This window comes from Mesorhizobium sp. M1396 (genome assembly GCF_040317725.1).
GTDB lineage: Bacteria > Pseudomonadota > Alphaproteobacteria > Rhizobiales > Rhizobiaceae > Mesorhizobium.
The window spans coordinates 44,474-62,247 of the sequence record NZ_JAMYLA010000004.1; the positions used below are offsets into that span (position 1 = coordinate 44,474).

Sequence of the window (17,774 nt, forward strand, 5' to 3'; positions counted from 1 at the left end):
GCCTTCGATCTTGCCGCTTGACGCCCAGAAATGTTATCGATAACATAGTTTTGCGATCTCGGGAGGAAACGCTTCGTGGCTGAGGAAAAACTGATCGAGTTCAAGTCGATTACGAAGGAGTTCGGCGGCACCCGCGCGCTCTCCGACGTGACGCTCGATCTGCACAAGGGGGAAATTCTGGCGCTGCTCGGCGAGAATGGCGCCGGCAAGTCGACGCTGATCAAGACGCTCGCCGGTATCTACCGGCCCGATGGCGGCCACATCCTGTTTCGCGGCGAGCCCTATCATCATCGGCCGCCGCGGCCGAACCAGCGCCAGTCCGTCGCTTTCATTCACCAGGATCTCGGCCTGATCGAATGGATGACGGTCGGCGAGAATGTCGGGCTCGCCCAGGGATTTTCGCTTCGCTCTGGTCTGATCGACTGGCGTTCCACCGAACAACGTGCCCACGAGGCGCTGAAGCTCGTCGGTTGCGACTTCGACCCGACGACGCGTGTCCAGGACCTGACGCGCACCGAAAAATCACTGGTCGCCATCGCCCGCGCCTTGGCCACCGAGGCCGATGTGCTGGTGCTCGACGAGCCAACCGCCAGCCTTCCGGCCGACGAGGTCGAGCGGCTGTTCGACGCCATCCGTCCGCTCAAGCAGCGCGGCGTCGGCATGATCTATGTCTCGCATCGCCTCGATGAGATTTTCCGCATCGCAGACCGGGTCGCCGTGCTGCGCGACGGCAGGCTGGTCGGTGAGAAGAAGGTCGCCGATACAAAACCCGACGAACTGGTCGAGATGATCGTCGGCTGTCCGGTCAGCCAGGTTTTCAGCAAGGCTCAGACGCAGACCGGCGAGACGATCTGCGCCGTGCGCGACCTTGTCTGCGCCGGCGCCGGCCCGGTATCTTTCGACGTGCGCAAGGGTGAGCTGCTCGGCCTGGTCGGCCTGCGCGGCGCCGGGCAGGAGCTGGTCGGCCGGGCGCTGTTTGGCTGCCAGGCTTTTTCTGGATCGGTGACGATCAATGGTGTTGCGCCCGACCTGTCGAGCCCGATCGCCGCCATGGGCTCCGGCGTCGGTCTGATCGCACGCGACAGGACAGAGGAGTCGATCGCGGCCTCCTTGTCGATCCGGGAGAACAGCTTCCTCAATCCCGGCGCCGGTCAGCGCGGCCTGTTCTCCTTCCTGGCGCCACACAAGGAGGCTGCTCTCGCCCGAGTGATCGGCGGCTCGGTCGGACTGCGCCCCAACGACCCGAACCTGCCGATCGAGGCGTTGTCCGGCGGCAATCAGCAGAAGGTGGTTGTCGGGCGCTGGCTCCATACCGGTCGCACATTGCTGATCGCCGAGGATCCGACCGCCGGCGTCGATGTCGGCGCCAAGGCCGAGATCTACCGGCTGATCGGCCGCGCGCTCGAAGCCGGTCTCGCCGTCGTCGTGGTGTCGACCGATTTCGAAGAGATCGCCCATATCTGCCATCGCGCTTTGGTGTTTTCGCGAGGACGCATCGTTCGCGAACTCACAGGCAACGACCTGACCACATCCGCCGTGATCACCGCGGCATCGGCTTCCGAAGCCGCCTGACTTTTCCGGAGCAAAGCCATGCAATCGATCGAATCCAGCGCACTCGAACCGACCCGCGGCGAAATGGCGGGCTTGCCACTTAGCCAGAAGATCATCAGGTTGCTGCCGGTCTACGGCCTTGTGATCCTCACCGTATTGCTGATCCTGCTGTTTTCGATCCTGCTGCCGAACACGTTCCCGACGCTGCTCAACCTGCGCTCGATCATCTCCGACAAGGCGATCATCGCGCTTTTGTCGCTGGCGGCGATGATCCCGATGGCTTCCGGGCGCATTGACCTTACCGTTGGCTACGGCATCGTGCTGTGGCACATCCTCGCCATCAGCCTGCAGACTATGTTCGGCGTTCCGTGGCCGCTGGCGGTGATGATCGTGCTGCTTCTCGGCGCCGCGACCGGCTTCCTCAATGGCCTGCTGGTTGAAGTCGCCCGCATCGACTCTTTCATCGCCACGCTCGGCACCGGCACCGTTCTCTATGCCCTGGCGCTTTGGCACACTGGCGGCCGGCAAGTTGTCGGCGTGTTGCCCAACGGCTTCTACGCGCTGAACGGCACCATGGTGTTCGGGCTTCCGATCACTGGCCTCTACGTCTTGGGCATTGCCGTCGTGCTCTGGATCATCCTCGAATATCTGCCGATCGGCCGCTACGTCTATGCCATCGGCGCCAATCCGAAGGCCGCGGCGCTGAACGGCATTCCGGTGCGCCGCTTTGTCATCGGAGCTTTCATCTCGTCAGGCTTCCTGACGGCGCTCACCGGTGTGCTCCTCGCCTCCAAGCTGCGCATCGGCCAGGCCAGCGTCGGGCTGGAATATCTCCTGCCGGCTCTCGTCGGCGCCTTTCTCGGCTCGACCACGATCAAGCCCGGACGCGTCAATGTCTGGGGCACGATGACAGGCGTCATCATCCTGGCGGTCGGTATTTCCGGCATTCAGCAGTTCGGCGGCTCGTTCTTCGTGGAGCCGCTGTTCAACGGCGTGACGCTGCTCGTTGCCATCGGCATTGCCGGCTACGCCCAGCGCAAGCGCGGCGCGAGCCACAGGGCCAGCATCAAGACTGTGGCACAGTCTTCGAAGTGACTAGCCGAACCAACCCCGTGGATCATGAAATGAGCGACTACGAGGTTCTCGACGATCGGTTCCGCAAGCTGACGATCGGGCATGCCAAGCTCGAACGGCTATGGACCGGCAGCCGTTGGGCGGAAGGACCGGTGTATGTACCGGCCGCAAGGCATTTGCTGTGGTCGGACATCCCCAACGATCGGCTGCTGCGCTACGACGAAGGCGATGGTTCCGTCAGTGTCTTCGAGACCCATTGCAACAATCAGAACGGCCACACGCTCGACCGCGAAGGCCGCGTCGTTGCTTGCGAGCATGGCGGACGCCGTGTCTCCCGGCTCGAGCATGACGGGCGCTGGCGGACGCTTGTCGAGACCGTTGCCGGCAAGCGGTTCAATTCACCCAATGACGTGGTGGTCAAATCCGACGGCACGATCTGGTTCACCGACCCGGTCTACGGCATCGAAAGCCACTACGAGGGCAAGATCGCCAGAGCGGAGATCGGCGGCTCCCATGTCTACCGGTTCGACGAGGTTTCGGGCGAGGTGAGCGCCGTCATCACCGATATGGTGCAGCCGAACGGCCTGGCTTTCTCGCCCGACGAGACGATCCTCTATGTTTCGGACAGCGGCGCCAGCCACGTGCCCGGCCTGCCGCGCGCCATCAGGATTTATGACCTTGCCGACGGCCGGTCGGCGCGTGCAGGCGGCATCCTTGCCGAATGCGGGGCAGGCCTATTCGATGGTTTCCGCGTCGATCGCGACGGCAACATCTGGGCCTCCAGCGCCGACTCGGTGCGCGTCCATGCACAGGACGGAACCCTGATCGGCCGTATCCTGGTTCCCGAGCTTGTTTCCAATGTCTGTTTCGGCGGTCCCAAGCGCAACCGCCTCTACTTCACGGCGCAGACATCCCTCTACGCCATCTACGTCAACGCACATCCGGCCGGCGTTGGTCCGGTGGCGGGCGATATCAGCCAGTGACATGACGCCAACCCCAATCGAAAGCCGAGTTCGGAAAGATCATGCAATTTCTTGACACCAAGGGAGGTACCAACATGCAACGCAGAACATTCCTCAAAACGTCCGTCGCCTTGATGACGATCGCGATCGCTGCTCCGGCCCTGTTCGCCGGCCAGGCCCGGGCGGACGCGATGGCCGACGCCATGGCGGTCGTCCAGAAATATGCGCAGAAGGTCACGGCCTGGGATGGTCCGACCACCGGTCCGAAGGCGCAGCAAGGCAAGACGATCGTCGTGCTCGCCGGCGACCTCAAGAACGGCGGCATTCTGGGCGTCACCAACGGCGTCGAGGAAGCGGCCAAGGCGATCGGCTGGGAAGTCAAGGTGATTGACGGCGCCGGCTCGATCGGCGGCCGCACCGCTGCCTTCGGCCAGGCCATGGCGTTGAAGCCGAATGGCATCGTCATCAATGGTTTCGACGCCATCGAGCAGGCGCCGGCACTGGAACAGGCTAAGGCCGCCGGCATTCCGTTGGTCTCCTGGCATGCCGGGCCGGTGATCGGGCCCGACGAGAAAAGCGGCGTGTTCGCCAACGTGTCGACCGACGCGATGCAAGTCTCCACGGCCGCGGCCGACTGGGCCTATGCCGATGCCAAGGGCAAGCCCGGCGTCGTTATCTTCACCGATTCAACCTACGCCATCGCCATCGCCAAAGCCGACAAGATGAAGGCGGAGATCGAGCGGTTGGGCGGCAAGGTGCTCGAATATGTCGACACACCGATCGCCGAGACCTCGCAGCGCATGCCGCAGCTCACCACGTCGCTCTTGCAGAAATACGGCGACGCCTGGACCCACTCACTAGCGATCAACGACCTCTATTTCGACTTCATGGGGCCCTCGCTCGCCGCCGCCGGCAAAGCCGGCACCGACGCGCCGATCAATGTCGCCGCCGGCGACGGTTCGGAATCGGCGTATCAGCGCATCCGCGCCAGCCAGTTCCAGAAAGTGACGGTCGCCGAACCGCTCAACTTGCAGGGCTGGCAATTGGTCGACGAGCTCAACCGCGCCATCGCCGGCGAAAAATGGTCGGGCTATCTATCGCCGCTGCATGTCGTGACGGCCGACAATGTCGAGTTCGACGGCGGCCCGAACAATGCGTTCGACCCCGGCAATGGCTACCGGGACGAATACAAGAAGATCTGGGGCAAGTAGCCGCGCAGCGGGGCGGGCGCATCAAGTGATGCGCCCGCACCGTGGCGTCATCCCACCGCAAATCCGGAACTGTCCGGTTTTTCACATTCCGCCATCGGGCGACAGCCTTCTCAACCGCAGAAAATCGGGAAACCTCCGACATGATTATTCGTTACGCCCTCTTCGAAGGGGAAATCCACGCCGGGCGCGAGAGCGAGTTCCGGCGCTTCGTCAAGGAGAGGCTGGTGCCGCTGTGGACGCAGTTTCCTGGGGCGGAAGAGGTGCGCGTCCTGGACGGCACCGCGCGTGACGACGGCGCTCCCGTCTATGCCATGGCGCTTGCCATCCGCTATCCCGACATGGATACCTGCAGCCGGGCGCTGCAGTCCAATGTCAGGTTTCAAAGCCGCGACGTGACCGGAGAATTGCTGAAAATGTTCACCGGGCGCGTTCATCATCACGTCTTCGAATCGAATGAGTACGCACCAGTCCGATCGGGACCTTGATCGGCAACGTTCTCAATTGCAGCCATCGGCGAATGGCCGTGTCGGTGATTGCGTGTCCATGATCTGAACCTTCGGACCAGACGTCGCGATTGGCCGAGGGGACTGTATGGGACGATACGGGCATTTTGACGATGCGGGCCCACGCCGAGGGCCGCTGCACCAATCCGCTCGACCGAAGCCGATCTACCAACGGGCTTGTTGGTAGTGGTAACCTCGCACATCAAGTTTCCCCGCAGTAACCAGATTGCAAGCGGTCTTCGCGTCGAGCAGATTCTGGATACGCGTGATACGCAGCTGATCTGGCTGCCTGGAAAGTGGCAAATGCCACCGTCCCCTGTTGGCCCAAGCCAGACATCGGGGGTAAACTGGACACCGTATTTCCCTTCTCCTTTGAGGTGGTAAGGTAGCTATGCCCGTCTCGGCTTACTTCAAGGCAGGTTTGTTTGTGGTCGCCGCGGCTGCCGCATTGTTCGCAGCGGCCGGCACGATCGCTGTCCCGGGCTTTTGGGCCTATCTCGCAATCTTCGCTGTCGTCATGATCGTTTCGTTCGCGGCGCTCGATCCGGACCTCCTGCGCGAACGCATGCGGCCGGGTGGCAAGAAGCCGCCGCTCTCGCTGAGGGTCTTCTCGCTCGTTCTGTTCATGCATTGGATCGTTGCCGGGCTTGACCGTGGCCGTTTCCATTGGAGCGACAACGTGCCCGATTGGCTTCAGGGCGTTTGCCTGTTCACGGTCGCGGCCGGCTACGCCCTTGCACTATGGGCTATGCGTGTGAACCGGTTTTTCTCCTCAGTCATTCGCATCCAGACCGACCGCGGCCAGCACGTCGTCAGCACGGGGCCTTATGCCTTCGTCCGCCACCCTGGTTACACCGCTGGATTTCTGATCATAGCGGCGAGCGGACCCGCGCTCGGATCGTGGCTTGCGGCTGCGCTCGTTGTGCTCTTTAGCCTGCCGTTTCTGCTCTACCGCACCATCACGGAGGACCGAATTCTTCGCGCGGAGCTTGCGGGCTATTCGGATTACGCCGCGCGGGTCCGATGGCGGCTTCTCCCGGGTATTTGGTGAGAGCCAAACCTCCTTAGGAAGCGTGCTTCGAAGGTCGTCGCGGCCTGCCAATGCAGCCAATTTTTGCTGTGGTCCCTTAGGCTCACGTTTTGGTTCCGATGTCTGCAATTGGCGCGTGGCCTATTCCGAAAGCGATGGCTCTTGGCAGTTGATGCCAGATTAATAGGTCCTGACCCTAGAAAGTATATGGCTTGGTGGAGTTTGAAATCGACACTTGATCTCGCGGTCGACAGCCGGCGCCGAAAGTCAAATTGACTCCACGAAGCGGAAATTGACGAAGGCCTTCAGCGTGTGGAAGGCCACGTCGTCCTTGACTGTCAGCCCTTCGCCATTGTCGAGTATCTGCTTCGAACCTAGGTCCACATAGGCATACTCGGTGCCGAAGGAGAGGCCGCAAGGGAGAGCGTCGTCATTGTCAGCCACCTGCGTTCCGATCTCCACAACGTGTTCGGTCGGGATCTGGAAGTATTCCGTTGCATCGGCCGCCGTGCGCGCCAGCCCGATGAACAGCTTGTCCTGCCAGACCGGCATGCCGGAATTGGGCGTGGCCTTGAGCGAGCGCCGCGACAGGAACAAGGATGTCGTCATGAATTTCCAGCGCTGCTTGCGGCAGATCGCCAGCGCGCGCGGGATAATTGGGGGACAGCTTTGAAGGAAAGGGATTACCCAGCGTATCCGGCCGTGCGAATCGTTCGGATGAGGCCTGGTGATTTGCACTGGACGGATGCACTTTCTCATGTTTGGAACTTGAAACATGGGTGCATCTCTCTACGAGCCAATCAACGTCTATAAGCCGCTCGCGCCGGACATCGGCATCGTCGATGGACCATTGGAATATTTGACTGTAGGCGGAATCAAACTGCCGCTTCCGTTCACCACCCGAATGACAGTCGTGCGCCTCTCAAACGGCGACCTCTTCCTCCATTCGCCGATCAGGTTCGACGAGAGACTGGCTAGGGAACTGCGCGGCCTGGGGAGGGTTCGCCATCTCGTGTCGCCCAACCAATTCCATTATGCCCACATCGGAGAATGGGCGAGGGCCTTTCCTGAAACGATCTCCTGGGCCTCTCCAGGTGTGCGCCGGCGGGCACGGGCACGGCACGTGGATATCGACTTCACGAGAGATCTCGACGTCAGTCCGCCCGAAGAATGGCGTCGGGAGATCGACCAACTGCTTTTTCCCGGCGGCTATTTCAAGGAGTTCATTTTCTTCCATAAGGCTTCGAGGACGCTGATACTCACCGATACGATCATCAACATCGAACTGGACAAGATTTCCGAACCGTGGCGAACGGCGACCAAGATCGTCGGGATGTATCATCCCTATGGCCAAATATTCTTCGGAATGCGCCTGCCGCTGATCGTCCAGCGGCGAAAGGCGAAGGCGACCATCGCAACGATTCACTCATGGCAGCCGCAGCGAATTGTGCTCAGCCATGGCCGCTGCTTTCACGCGGATGCTAACAGGGTGATCCGACGGATATTCGGAGCCCCGAACTACGAAGAGTAGTTTGTCCGTCGCGGGGGCTTGCGAACTGTATTTGGTCAAGTTGCAGGCTCCGATCGCGGCGCTGATCGGGCCGCCTTCATGGCGACGCTGATCACCACCGCAAAGCTCAATAGCGTCGATCCGCAAGCCTGGCTGGCCAATGTTCTCTCTCGCATCGCCGACACAGATCACACGGCTTGAGGACCTTCTGCCGTGGAACTGGCATGCCGGCAGTCGGGCCCGGTGCTGACGTCAGTGCGCGACCTCAAGGCTTAGAATTTCACCATCAAGATGGCAAATGCAAACCGGCAACCCCTCCCTGATCGGACCGCCGTGCGACGCGGTATTATTTTTCGCGACAAGGGAAGGTCGCGAGAGGTGGTGTCTTTCCCGGCGCTTATCCAGAGCCGCCGTTCGCGCAACGGCTCAAATCAACCCGGTCCGGACCTTTATTCGCCAATTCCCTCCCCGATAGGCGACATTGGATGCAACCGGGGGTCATGACCCTTCTGTGACGTTATAATTGGGCCGATGACGACCAAACTAGGTGGGAAATCGGCCATTGGCTCACCCAATTTAGATGCTGGCAAACCAGTTTCGAAGCCCTGTCCGATAGACTTTTGAAATGGGCGTCAATACAATCCGAGCCCCTGCTTTCTGTGAAAGCAAATGCAAAATGGCCGAAGAACGCGCCCAACGCCGTCTTGCAGCCATAATGGCTGCCGATGTGGTTGGCTACAGTCGGCTAATGGAACGGGACGAGCAAGGCACCCTGGCCGCTTTAAAGGAGCGGCGTAGGGGAATCCTGGAGCCACTCGTCCGCGAGCATCACGGCCGTATCGTGAAGGTGATGGGTGACGGCGTTCTGGTTGAGTTCGCCAGTGCGGTGAACGCCGTGACTTGCGCAGTCGAATTCCAGAAGGGGATGATCGCAGCGAACCAGGATCGCGCTGACGACCGTCACATTGTCCTACGCATCGGGATTAATCTGGGTGATGTCGTTGTCGAAGGCGGCGACCTTTTCGGTGATGGCGTGATTGTCGCTGTGCGGCTTCAGGCAATAGCCGGGCCCGGTGACATCTGCATCTCTGGCAGCGTCTACGACCAGGTTAAGCGCAAGCTTGATTTCAGTTTCGACGAACTTGGCCCTCAAGCGATCAAGAACATCGCCGAGCCGGTGGCCGTTTATCGCATCGTGTCATCGACCATCTCGGAGTATCAGGGGCCGGCGGCGAAGGCGCCACTGCCATTACCCGCCAAGCCTTCCATAGCCGTCCTTCCGTTCACAAATATGAGCAACGACCCGGAACAAGAGGCGTTTGTCGATGGCCTGACCGAAGACCTGATCACGGACCTATCGAGAACCAGCGGATTGTTTGTCATCGCCAGCAACTCTGTCTTTGCTTACAAAGGTAGGCATGTGGACGTACGCCGCATCGCTCGCGAGCTTGGTGTGCGCTATCTCCTGGAGGGTAGCGCTCGGCGGGCTGCGAGACGAGTTCGCATCAACGCCCAATTGATCGATTCAATCGGAGGGGACCACCTTTGGGCCGAACGGTTCGACCGCAGCTTGGAGGATATTTTCGCAGTCCAGGACGAGGTGACGGGCAAGATCATCGAGGCCTTAGCCGGCCGTTTGACGACCCAACCAGCGCGCAACAGACCTGCTAACCTGGAGGCTTATGACCTCTGTGTACGTGCGCGGGCATTGGGTATGCAAACGGCAATTGCCGCGAAAGAGGCCATTTTCCTGCTGGAAGCGGCGATCGCACTTGATCCGGAATATGCCGAGGCGCACCGCTGGTTGGCGCTGAACCTTTGGTTGGGCTGGGAGTTCTGGGGCGAGCCGATGGACCCCAACCGGGCAAGGGCCTTGGCAGAAGCACAACAGGCCGTCGCGCTCGATCCTAACGATGCCGGGAACCACTGGGTATTGGGCATCATCCTCGGACATGAACGTCGCTGGGCTGAATCGGATGCTGAGTTCGATGCTACCGTGAAACTGGATCCGAACTATGCCGACGCATGGGCGATGCGCTCGGATCTGATTACGCTGAACGGTCGACCAGCCGATGGCGTCGAACACGTACGCAAGGCGCTCCGGCTCAACCCGCACCCACCCGGTTGGTATTACTGGATGTTGGGGCAGGCCCAATATGCACTGCGCGACTACGAGTCCGCCGTCCAGACGCTTCGCAGGCCCGAAACCTATCGAACAACATCGCGCCGCATCCTTGCGGCGAGCCTGGCACAACTCGGGCGTCCTGAGGAGGCGCGCCGGGAGGCACAGATGTTCATGATGAGCAATCCGAATTTCACAATCCGGCATTGGTCCGCCTCGCAACCTTTCCGCGATGAAAACGTACGGCGGCATTTTGTGGAGGGCTATCGCTTGGCCGGGCTGCCAGAATGAACATGGCGGGGCCGTCTGACATGGCCAACGAAGACTTGCGGCACCGGATCGCGCGACGCGAGGATCTCGCGGCCATCACCGTGCTTATGGATGCGGCGTCGCCGAACTTCAGAAGCCCTTTCTTGACACACCCAGATCCGATCCAGCCGTTCAATCATGGGCTGGACACGCAGCTTGTCGATGACAGCACCTATTTCGTCGTGGAGCAAGGCGGCGTCCTGGCAGGTTGCGGGGGGCTGGAGCCGGCGCACGACGATGTACGGTGGGGAATCAGTCGCCCGGGCGTAACGCGGCGTTGCTTGACCCCGCCAAGGACGAGCGGCGATCAGGTTGCGCGATCTGATTTGATTTCGCGTTCTGCGAGAGCGTCGATTCCACCGCCACGCTGATCGCGCCTGCCGTTTTGGGAGGAACCAGAACTTCGCCGTGATGCAGTCCTTCCTCGACGCGCACACGGAGTGAGCGGTAGGTGGTTGCGCGGATGACCGTATCGGATCAGATGACGACGTTGTACAGGTCTACCTGAACGTCCGCCGTTTTACGATGCGCAGCTGAAGCTGCCGGTTCCCCACCACGATATTTGGCGTCGGCACAGCGAAGAACGGCTCTTAACAGACTAGAAGCACGGTCCACCAATGCCGTTTCTCGGACACACTGACGACGTCGTTCTTCTGTTTTAGCGATGCTGTTCAACGAAAGTTTTACAGGCGGGTGACAACTGCCCCATCTTGCTCTGAAGATCGCATTTGCCAATCGGCGTCGTTCCGCAAAGCGATTTGTAATCACGGTTGCATGCCTTGCCTTGGAAAGATTTGAAAGTTTTAACTTGCTTTGGGCTGGTTCCGCTCGCTGGAACTAGGCCGGAACCAATGTCCATCGCGCCATCCTTGCCGCCCTTGCCGCCCTTGCCACCTCCGCCTCCCCCTCTCGCAGAGGCGATGCCAGAAATGGCGGCGTATGCGACAGTTGCACCCATCATGGAGAGCAGTGCACGACGCGATGTAGACATTGTTCAATCTCCCCTTTTACTTTCTCATTAGCTAAATTAGCACAAGCGAATGTAGATTCATAATTCGGTGTTTCGATCGAAATTCGCCGAGCGTCCCGCGCGTCCGTCCATCTCGGGCTTCGCTTATTGGGTGATTTCGCCGTCGCCGGCTCGGGCCGATGCGGTTCGACAACAACAAAACAGGAGATCCCCACATGCAGCGGTTGAGAGAGTTCAAGGGCACCACCTTCCGAATCCGTCATGGAGGGCTCCAACCCGAACGGCGGGACGGAAGGTTTTTCGATGCGGGCCGCGGCGCGAGGGTTCGCCCTCCGGGTCGGATGCGCTAAGAAGACCGGGTAGCGGATGGTAACGGAAGTAGAGCCGCGCACGTTCGACCGGGGTCTTGACCACTGCGAGACATTCTACCGATCTCGCGCGACGGCAAGATCGCGCTCGACGATTTTCGAGGCCGCAGCCCGTTGTTGGTCGGTTTGTTTCGAGGGCCTGCACTGTCCATTCTGCCGGCGCCATGTCGCGGCGATGGCGCAGCTCAATCCGGCCCTGAAGGAGAAAGGCGCGCCTCGAACACAATATTCGGTACCCGGTCGCCCGCCTGCAGCGGACGGTCGACACTACTCGTGGACATGGACAACCTCCTCGCCCCGGATCAGTCAAGAAAAGGCAGCACGACATGCGCTTTGGGGTTGAGCCCGTGCTGGGGGCGCAAAACTTCCTGCGCCAGGGCAAAATAGCTTTCGGCCTCTGCCATATTGCCGAGGTCGAGATTACGCGCCATCCCAGCCATCGTAACACGAAAAGAGCATCAGCGGTCGCCGGTTTCGCGAGCCGTCTCGAGCGCCGCGGTAAACAGTGCGTCGTCTCATCCGAGGTTTCCGAGAGCATCGAATGCCCTCCTTCCGCGGGGCACGACATCATCCCGGTTGACTCTTGGCCAAGACGAGAACAAATGTAGAACATATCACGGGCTTTCCGCGTTTCAAGGGTCAGATGAGTGTATCGGCGCCCCCTGCTGCCATTTCCGACCTTCGAGAACGCATCGCGCGCCTCGAAGGCGGAAAGGCGCGCGCCCGAATGGTTTTGCCGTTCGGAGTGGCCGCGATCGACAGGGTTCTGCCGGGAGGCGGGTTGACTTTTGGCGGTCTGCACGAGGTCGCGGGCGGTGGCAATGGCGCCGTCGATGGCGCAGCGGCGGCACTCTTCGCTGCCGGTATTGCCGCGCGCACGGTGGGCAAGGTGCTGTGGTGCGTTACCCGGCCCGATCTGTTCGCGCCTGCGATCGAACAGGCCGGCCTTCCTCCGGGACGGGTAATCTATGTCGAAGCCGGCGACGAAAAATCCGTTCTTGCCTGTTTCGAAGAGGGTCTTCGCGGAGGTTTTGGCGCTGTCGTTGCCGAGATTGCACGGCTTTCGATGACGGCCTCACGGCGGCTTCAGCTCGCCGCCGAAAGCTCCGGCGCCATCGGCATCGCCATTCGCCGCTGGCGTCGGCAGACGGAGGCAACGGATTTTGGGCAGCCAACCGCCGCAGAGACACGCTGGCGGGTGTCGGACCTGCCGTCGACGCCATTGCCTGTACAGGGAGTCGGGCGTGCGCGCTGGCAGCTTGAACTGATCCGATGCCGTGCAGGAGAGAGTGCAGATTTCATAGTGGAGGCTTGCGATGCCAAGGGTCGTATCGCTCTTCCTTCCGATGTGGCCGACAGACCGCTTCAGAAGGAAATCGGGCGACGCCGCGCCTCCGCCTGAGACGCCGCTCGTCCTCATCGGCCGTGATGGTCGTCGCCGTGTCGTGCTTGCGGCCGACGCGGCAGCACGCAACGCCGGCCTGCGCATCGGCATGCCGGCGAGCAAGGCGCAGGCGCTGGTCCCGGGCCTGATTGTCCATGATGCCGAGCCCGAGGCCGACGAGATCGCGCTCGAGCGGTTGGCGTTGTGGGCGCTGCGCCGCTATGCACCTGTCGTCGCCTCGGATCCACCGGACGGCATCGTCATCGACACGACCGGCGCCGAACATCTGCATGGCGGCGAGGCGGCGATGCTGACCGAAATGGTGGCGCGGCTTGGCGGCTCCGGCTTCGCCGCGCGTGCCGCGGTCGCTGACAGCTGGGGTGCCGCCCACGCTCTGGCCCGCTTCAGTACAGGGCAGACGCTTGTGGTTCCATCCGGCGAGATTGCACAAGCGATCCTGCCTTTGCCGATCGCTGCCCTTCGCCTGCCCGCCGTGGCAATCGATAGCCTGAGGCGGCTGGGGTTCGAGACAATTGCGGATCTCACCGGCACGCCACGCGCGTCGCTCGCCTTGCGTTTTGGGCCGGAGGCCGGCCGCCGCCTCGACCAGGCGTTCGGACGCGTGAGCGAACCGATCGAGCCGATCCGGCCGGAGGAGATCGTCGAAGTGCGCCGCAATTTTGCCGAGCCGATCGGCGCGGCAGAAACAATCGCGCGCTATACCGGCAAGCTGGTCGCTGAACTGTGCGCCTCACTCGAGACGCGAGGGCTTGGCGCACGCCGGCTCGATCTTCTGTTCTTGCGCGTCGACAACCGCATCGAGGCGATCCGTGTCGGCACAGCAATGCCGGTGCGTGACACGAAGCGCTTGACCCGGCTTCTCACAGATAAAATAGAAACTATCGATCCCGGCTTCGGCATCGAGCTGATGCGGCTTGCCGCGACCGCTGCCGAGCCGCTGCGGTCCAGGCAGATGATTTCCTCGCTCGCCGAGGCGTCCGAACCCGATGTGTCGGATGTGATCGACATCCTCGCCAACCGTGTCGGCGAGGACCGGCTCTATCGCTTCGCGCCGGTGCAGAGCGACGTCCCCGAACGGTCGGTTCAACGCATTGCCCCAATTGCACCTGATACCGGCGAGGGCTGGCCCGGCCATTGGCCGCGCCCAGCCCGCTTACTGCCGCGACCCGAGCCGATCGAGACGGTCGCACTTCTTCCCGATCATCCGCCCGTGACCTTTACCTGGCGCGGCGTCCGCCGGCGTGTGAAACGGGCGGATGGTCCGGAACGCGTCTTCGGGGAATGGTGGAAGCGCGACGCCGAGCTCGCGGCGGTGAGGGACTATTTCCAGGTCGAGGATGAGAGCGGCGAGCGCTACTGGGTCTATCGCGCCGGCGACGGCGAAGACGCCGCGACCGGATCGCATAAATGGTTCATGCATGGGATCTTCGGATGACTGGCGCGGCCCGATATGCCGAGCTGCAGGTCACCTCGCATTTCAGTTTCCTGCGTGGGGCGAGTAGCTGCGAAGAGCTGTTCGCGCAGGCGGCACTGCTCGGCATCGAAGCGCTGGCTGTCGTCGATCGCAATTCGCTTGCCGGCATCGTGCGCGCCCACGAAGCGGCGAAGGCGACAGGCGTGCGGCTGACCGTCGGCTGCCGTCTCGATCTTGCCGACGGCATGTCGATCCTGGCCTATCCAACGGACCGGCCGGCCTATTCGCGCCTTTGCCGCCTGCTGTCGCTCGGCAAGGGCAGGGCGGGCAAGGCAAAATGCCATCTCGAATGGGATGATGTCGTCGCCTATGGCGAAGGTCTGATTGCTGTCCTGGTGCCGGACGAAGCCGATGATCTTTGTGCCGTTCGTTTGCGGCGGTTGCGCGACGCCTTCGACGATCGTGCCTATCTAGCGCTCACCTTGCGCAGGCGTCCGAACGACCAGCTCAGGCTTCACGAGTTGGCAAATCTTGCGACGGCGATGCACGTGCCCACCGTCGTCACCAATGACGTGCTCTTCCACGTGACGGCCCGCCGCATGCTGCAGGATGTCGTCACCTGCATTCGCCACAACGTCACCATCGATGATGCCGGCTTCCGGCGCGTACGTCATGCCGACCGCTATCTCAAACCGGGCGACGAGATGGCACGGCTCTTCAGCAATTATCCCGAGGCCTTGGCGCGCACGATCGAAATCGCCGACCGCTGTCAGTTCTCGCTCGACGAACTCGCCTACCAATACCCGGAGGAGAAGACCATGCCGGGGCTGACGGCCCAGCAGGCGCTGGAAAAGCTTACCTGGGAAGGTGCTGACCGCCGCTATCCCGAGGGCGTGCCTGACAAGGTGGCCCAAATCCTGAGACACGAGCTGCGGCTGATCGAGACGCTCAAATACGCGCCGTACTTTCTCACCGTGAACTCGATCGTCCGCTTCGCGCGCAGCCAGGACATTCTTTGCCAGGGCCGCGGCTCGGCCGCCAACTCAGCCGTCTGCTATGTGCTGGGCATCACCTCCATCGATCCCGAACGCAACAACCTTCTGTTCGAGAGGTTCGTCTCCCAGGAGCGGCGCGAGCCACCCGACATCGATGTCGATTTCGAGCACGAACGGCGCGAGATCGTCATGCAGTGGGTCTATGAGACCTACGGCCGCGACCACGCAGCACTTTGCTCCACCGTCATCCGTTATCGCACCAAGGGCGCCGTCCGCGATGTCGGCAAGGCGCTCGGCCTGCCCGAAGATATAACCAAACTTCTGTCCTCGCAGGTCTGGGGCCACGGTGAGGCGGTCGATGAGCAGCGCGCCCGCGAGCTCAACCTCAATCTCGGCGATCGGCGGCTGCGCCTGACCCTCGAACTCGCCGCGCAACTTGCCGGCACGCCGCGCCACCTCTCGCAGCATCCGGGCGGCTTCGTCCTGACGCATGATCGCCTCGACGATCTCGTGCCGATCGAACCGGCGGCGATGAAGGATCGCCAGGTCGTGGAATGGGATAAGGACGATATCGACGCCCTCAAATTCATGAAGGTGGATGTCTTGGCCCTGGGCATGCTCACCTGCATGAAGAAGTCATTCGATCTCCTGTCCGAGCACAAGGGCATCGCCCTCGACCTGGCGACGATCCCGTCGGAGGATCCGCGCACCTACGCGATGATCAGGAAGGCCGATACGCTCGGCGTTTTCCAGATCGAATCCCGCGCGCAGATGTCGATGCTGCCGCGCATCAAGCCGCGCACCTTCTACGACCTGGTCATCGAGGTCGCGATCGTCCGTCCCGGCCCAATCCAGGGCGACATGGTCCATCCCTACCTTCGCCGGCGCGATGGCACGGAGGAGGTGACGTTTCCGACACCGGAGCTCGAACGTGTGCTGGGCAAGACGCTGGGCGTGCCGCTGTTTCAGGAGCAGGCAATGCAGGTCTCCATGATCTGCGCTGGCTTTTCGGCCGGCGAGGCCGACCAGCTGCGGCGCGCCATGGCCACCTTCAAGCACACCGGCGGCGTCTCGAAGTTCCGCGACAAACTGATCAATGGCATGATCGACAACGGCTATACCCCGGAGTTTGCCGAAAAGACCTTCTCCCAACTCGAAGGCTTTGGCAGCTACGGCTTTCCCGAAAGCCATGCCGCCTCCTTCGCCTTGATCGCCTACGCGTCCTCCTGGATGAAATGCTGGCATCCGGATGTCTTCTGCGCCGCGCTTCTGAATTCGCAACCGATGGGTTTTTATCTGCCGGCCCAGATCGTGCGTGATGCTCGCGATCATGGCGTCGAGGTGCGACCGGTCTGCGTCAATGCCAGCCGCTGGGATTGCACGCTTGAGCCGACCGACGTCGAAGATCGCTTCGCTGTCCGGCTCGGCCTGCGGGTGGTGAAGGGTCTCGCCAATGATGACGCGGCCGCGATCGTCGCGGCGCGGGCCGACGAACCCTTCCTCTCGGTCGACGATCTCTGGCGCCGCGCCGGCGTGCCAGCGGCTTCACTTGTCCAGCTCGCCGAGGCCGACGCATTTCTGCCGGATCTGAACCTTGCCCGCCGTGATGCACTCTGGGCGATCAAGGCGCTACGCGATGAACCTTTGCCCCTGTTCGCGGCCGCCACGTCCCGTGAACACAAAACGGTGACGGAGATCCACGAGCCCGCCATCACGCTCAAGCCGATGACGGCGGGTCGCGAGGTTGTCGAGGATTACGGCCATGTCGGGCTGACCTTGCGCAGCCATCCGGTGTCGTTTCTGCGTGCCGATCTACGCCGGCGTCGCATCGTGACCTGTGAGGAGGCCATGCAGGCGCGGGACAAACGGTGGCTCGAGGCCGCCGGCCTGGTGCTGGTCCGGCAGCGGCCGGGCTCGGCCAAAGGCGTCATGTTCCTCACGATGGAGGATGAGACCGGCGCCGCCAACGTCGTCGTCTGGGTCAAAATCTACGAGAAATTCCGTCGCGTCCTTCTCTCGTCGGCCATGCTCGGTGTGCGCGGCCGCATCCAGCGGGAAGGGGAGGTGGTGCATCTCATCGCGCACGAGTTGACCGATCTTTCGGCCGAACTCGCCAGCGTCGGAAACCGCGACACGCCATTTCCATTGCCACACGGCCGCGGTGACGAGGCCCATCATGGCGGATGGGGCGTCGATCCGCGCGGCATGCCGAAAACGCGCGATATCGTCGATCCCAATGAGCACATCGACCGCATTAAGGTGAAGACGCGGGATTTTCGGTAGCGACGACATCGTTGAAAAAATCAAACGATAACCCGTGCCAGGTAAATGTCTGGTCCAAGAAATGTGC

Annotated in this window: 13 protein-coding genes and 4 pseudogenes; 13 read left to right on the forward strand and 4 right to left on the reverse strand. The window is 61.8% G+C overall.

What is annotated here, in order from left to right; genetic code table 11:
- The first annotated feature begins 75 nt into the window (after positions 1-75).
- The 6 genes from NKH02_RS03755 to NKH02_RS03780 all read left to right on the forward strand — a co-directional run bounded on the left by NKH02_RS03755 (position 76) and on the right by NKH02_RS03780 (position 6,352).
- Positions 76-1,572 (forward strand): sugar ABC transporter ATP-binding protein, encoded by a 1,497-nt coding sequence (locus tag NKH02_RS03755; protein ID WP_352876478.1) that lies wholly within the window; start codon positions 76-78, stop codon positions 1,570-1,572.
- A gap of 18 nt (positions 1,573-1,590) precedes the next feature.
- Complete coding sequence (locus NKH02_RS03760; protein ID WP_352876481.1) at positions 1,591-2,646, forward strand: ABC transporter permease; 1,056 nt, start codon at positions 1,591-1,593, stop codon at positions 2,644-2,646.
- Positions 2,647-2,675: 29 nt separating this feature from the next.
- Positions 2,676-3,608, forward strand: a complete 933-nt coding sequence (locus NKH02_RS03765; RefSeq protein WP_352876482.1) for an SMP-30/gluconolactonase/LRE family protein — start codon at positions 2,676-2,678, stop codon at positions 3,606-3,608.
- Positions 3,609-3,682: 74 nt separating this feature from the next.
- On the forward strand, positions 3,683-4,798 hold the full coding sequence (locus NKH02_RS03770) for an ABC transporter substrate-binding protein (protein ID WP_352876484.1): 1,116 nt from the start codon (positions 3,683-3,685) through the stop codon (positions 4,796-4,798).
- A gap of 140 nt (positions 4,799-4,938) precedes the next feature.
- A complete protein-coding gene (locus tag NKH02_RS03775) occupies positions 4,939-5,283 on the forward strand; it encodes a hypothetical protein (protein ID WP_352873605.1) in 345 nt (114 codons plus the stop codon).
- A gap of 409 nt (positions 5,284-5,692) precedes the next feature.
- Positions 5,693-6,352, forward strand: coding sequence for a methyltransferase family protein (locus NKH02_RS03780; RefSeq protein ID WP_209886115.1), 660 nt, complete (start codon positions 5,693-5,695; stop codon positions 6,350-6,352).
- Between the two features lie 420 nt (positions 6,353-6,772).
- Here NKH02_RS03780 and NKH02_RS03785 read toward each other — a convergent pair.
- Positions 6,773-6,991, reverse strand: a pseudogene (locus NKH02_RS03785) (KUP/HAK/KT family potassium transporter); the annotation flags it as partial.
- A 115-nt stretch (positions 6,992-7,106) separates the two neighbouring features.
- On the opposite strand from NKH02_RS03785, the gene NKH02_RS03790 reads away from it, so the two are divergent.
- The 3 genes and pseudogenes from NKH02_RS03790 (at position 7,107) to NKH02_RS03800 (ending at position 10,254) form a co-directional block, all read left to right on the forward strand.
- Positions 7,107-7,862, forward strand: a complete 756-nt coding sequence (locus NKH02_RS03790) for a DUF4336 domain-containing protein (RefSeq protein WP_352876487.1) — start codon at positions 7,107-7,109, stop codon at positions 7,860-7,862.
- Between the two features lie 42 nt (positions 7,863-7,904).
- Positions 7,905-8,091: pseudogene (locus tag NKH02_RS03795) on the forward strand (transposase domain-containing protein); the annotation flags it as partial.
- A gap of 426 nt (positions 8,092-8,517) precedes the next feature.
- On the forward strand, positions 8,518-10,254 hold the full coding sequence (locus NKH02_RS03800) for an adenylate/guanylate cyclase domain-containing protein (protein ID WP_352876489.1): 1,737 nt from the start codon (positions 8,518-8,520) through the stop codon (positions 10,252-10,254).
- A gap of 676 nt (positions 10,255-10,930) precedes the next feature.
- Here the strand turns inward: NKH02_RS03800 and NKH02_RS03805 are convergent.
- Complete coding sequence (locus tag NKH02_RS03805; protein WP_352876490.1) at positions 10,931-11,263, reverse strand: hypothetical protein; 333 nt, start codon at positions 11,261-11,263, stop codon at positions 10,931-10,933.
- A gap of 312 nt (positions 11,264-11,575) precedes the next feature.
- Positions 11,576-11,671: pseudogene (locus NKH02_RS03810) on the reverse strand (AhpC/TSA family protein); the annotation flags it as partial.
- Positions 11,672-11,673: 2 nt separating this feature from the next.
- Here NKH02_RS03810 and NKH02_RS34510 point away from each other — a divergent pair.
- A pseudogene (locus NKH02_RS34510) lies at positions 11,674-11,821 on the forward strand (AhpC/TSA family protein); the annotation flags it as partial.
- A 91-nt stretch (positions 11,822-11,912) separates the two neighbouring features.
- On the opposite strand, the gene NKH02_RS03815 reads toward NKH02_RS34510, so the two are convergent.
- A complete protein-coding gene (locus NKH02_RS03815; protein ID WP_352876493.1) occupies positions 11,913-12,041 on the reverse strand; it encodes a hypothetical protein in 129 nt (42 codons plus the stop codon).
- Positions 12,042-12,253: 212 nt separating this feature from the next.
- On the opposite strand from NKH02_RS03815, the gene NKH02_RS03820 reads away from it, so the two are divergent.
- Genes NKH02_RS03820 through NKH02_RS03830 form a run of 3 tightly spaced genes read left to right on the forward strand, consistent with a single transcriptional unit; the run spans position 12,254 to position 17,707 of the window.
- Positions 12,254-13,012, forward strand: a complete 759-nt coding sequence (locus NKH02_RS03820) for an ImuA family protein (RefSeq protein ID WP_352876494.1) — start codon at positions 12,254-12,256, stop codon at positions 13,010-13,012.
- Complete coding sequence (locus NKH02_RS03825; RefSeq protein WP_352876495.1) at positions 12,927-14,450, forward strand: Y-family DNA polymerase; 1,524 nt, start codon at positions 12,927-12,929, stop codon at positions 14,448-14,450. The genes NKH02_RS03820 and NKH02_RS03825 overlap by 86 nt, the downstream gene beginning before the upstream one ends.
- On the forward strand, positions 14,447-17,707 hold the full coding sequence (locus NKH02_RS03830) for an error-prone DNA polymerase (protein ID WP_352876496.1): 3,261 nt from the start codon (positions 14,447-14,449) through the stop codon (positions 17,705-17,707). Before NKH02_RS03825 ends, NKH02_RS03830 begins: the two co-directional genes overlap by 4 nt.
- The last annotated feature ends 67 nt before the right edge of the window (positions 17,708-17,774 follow it).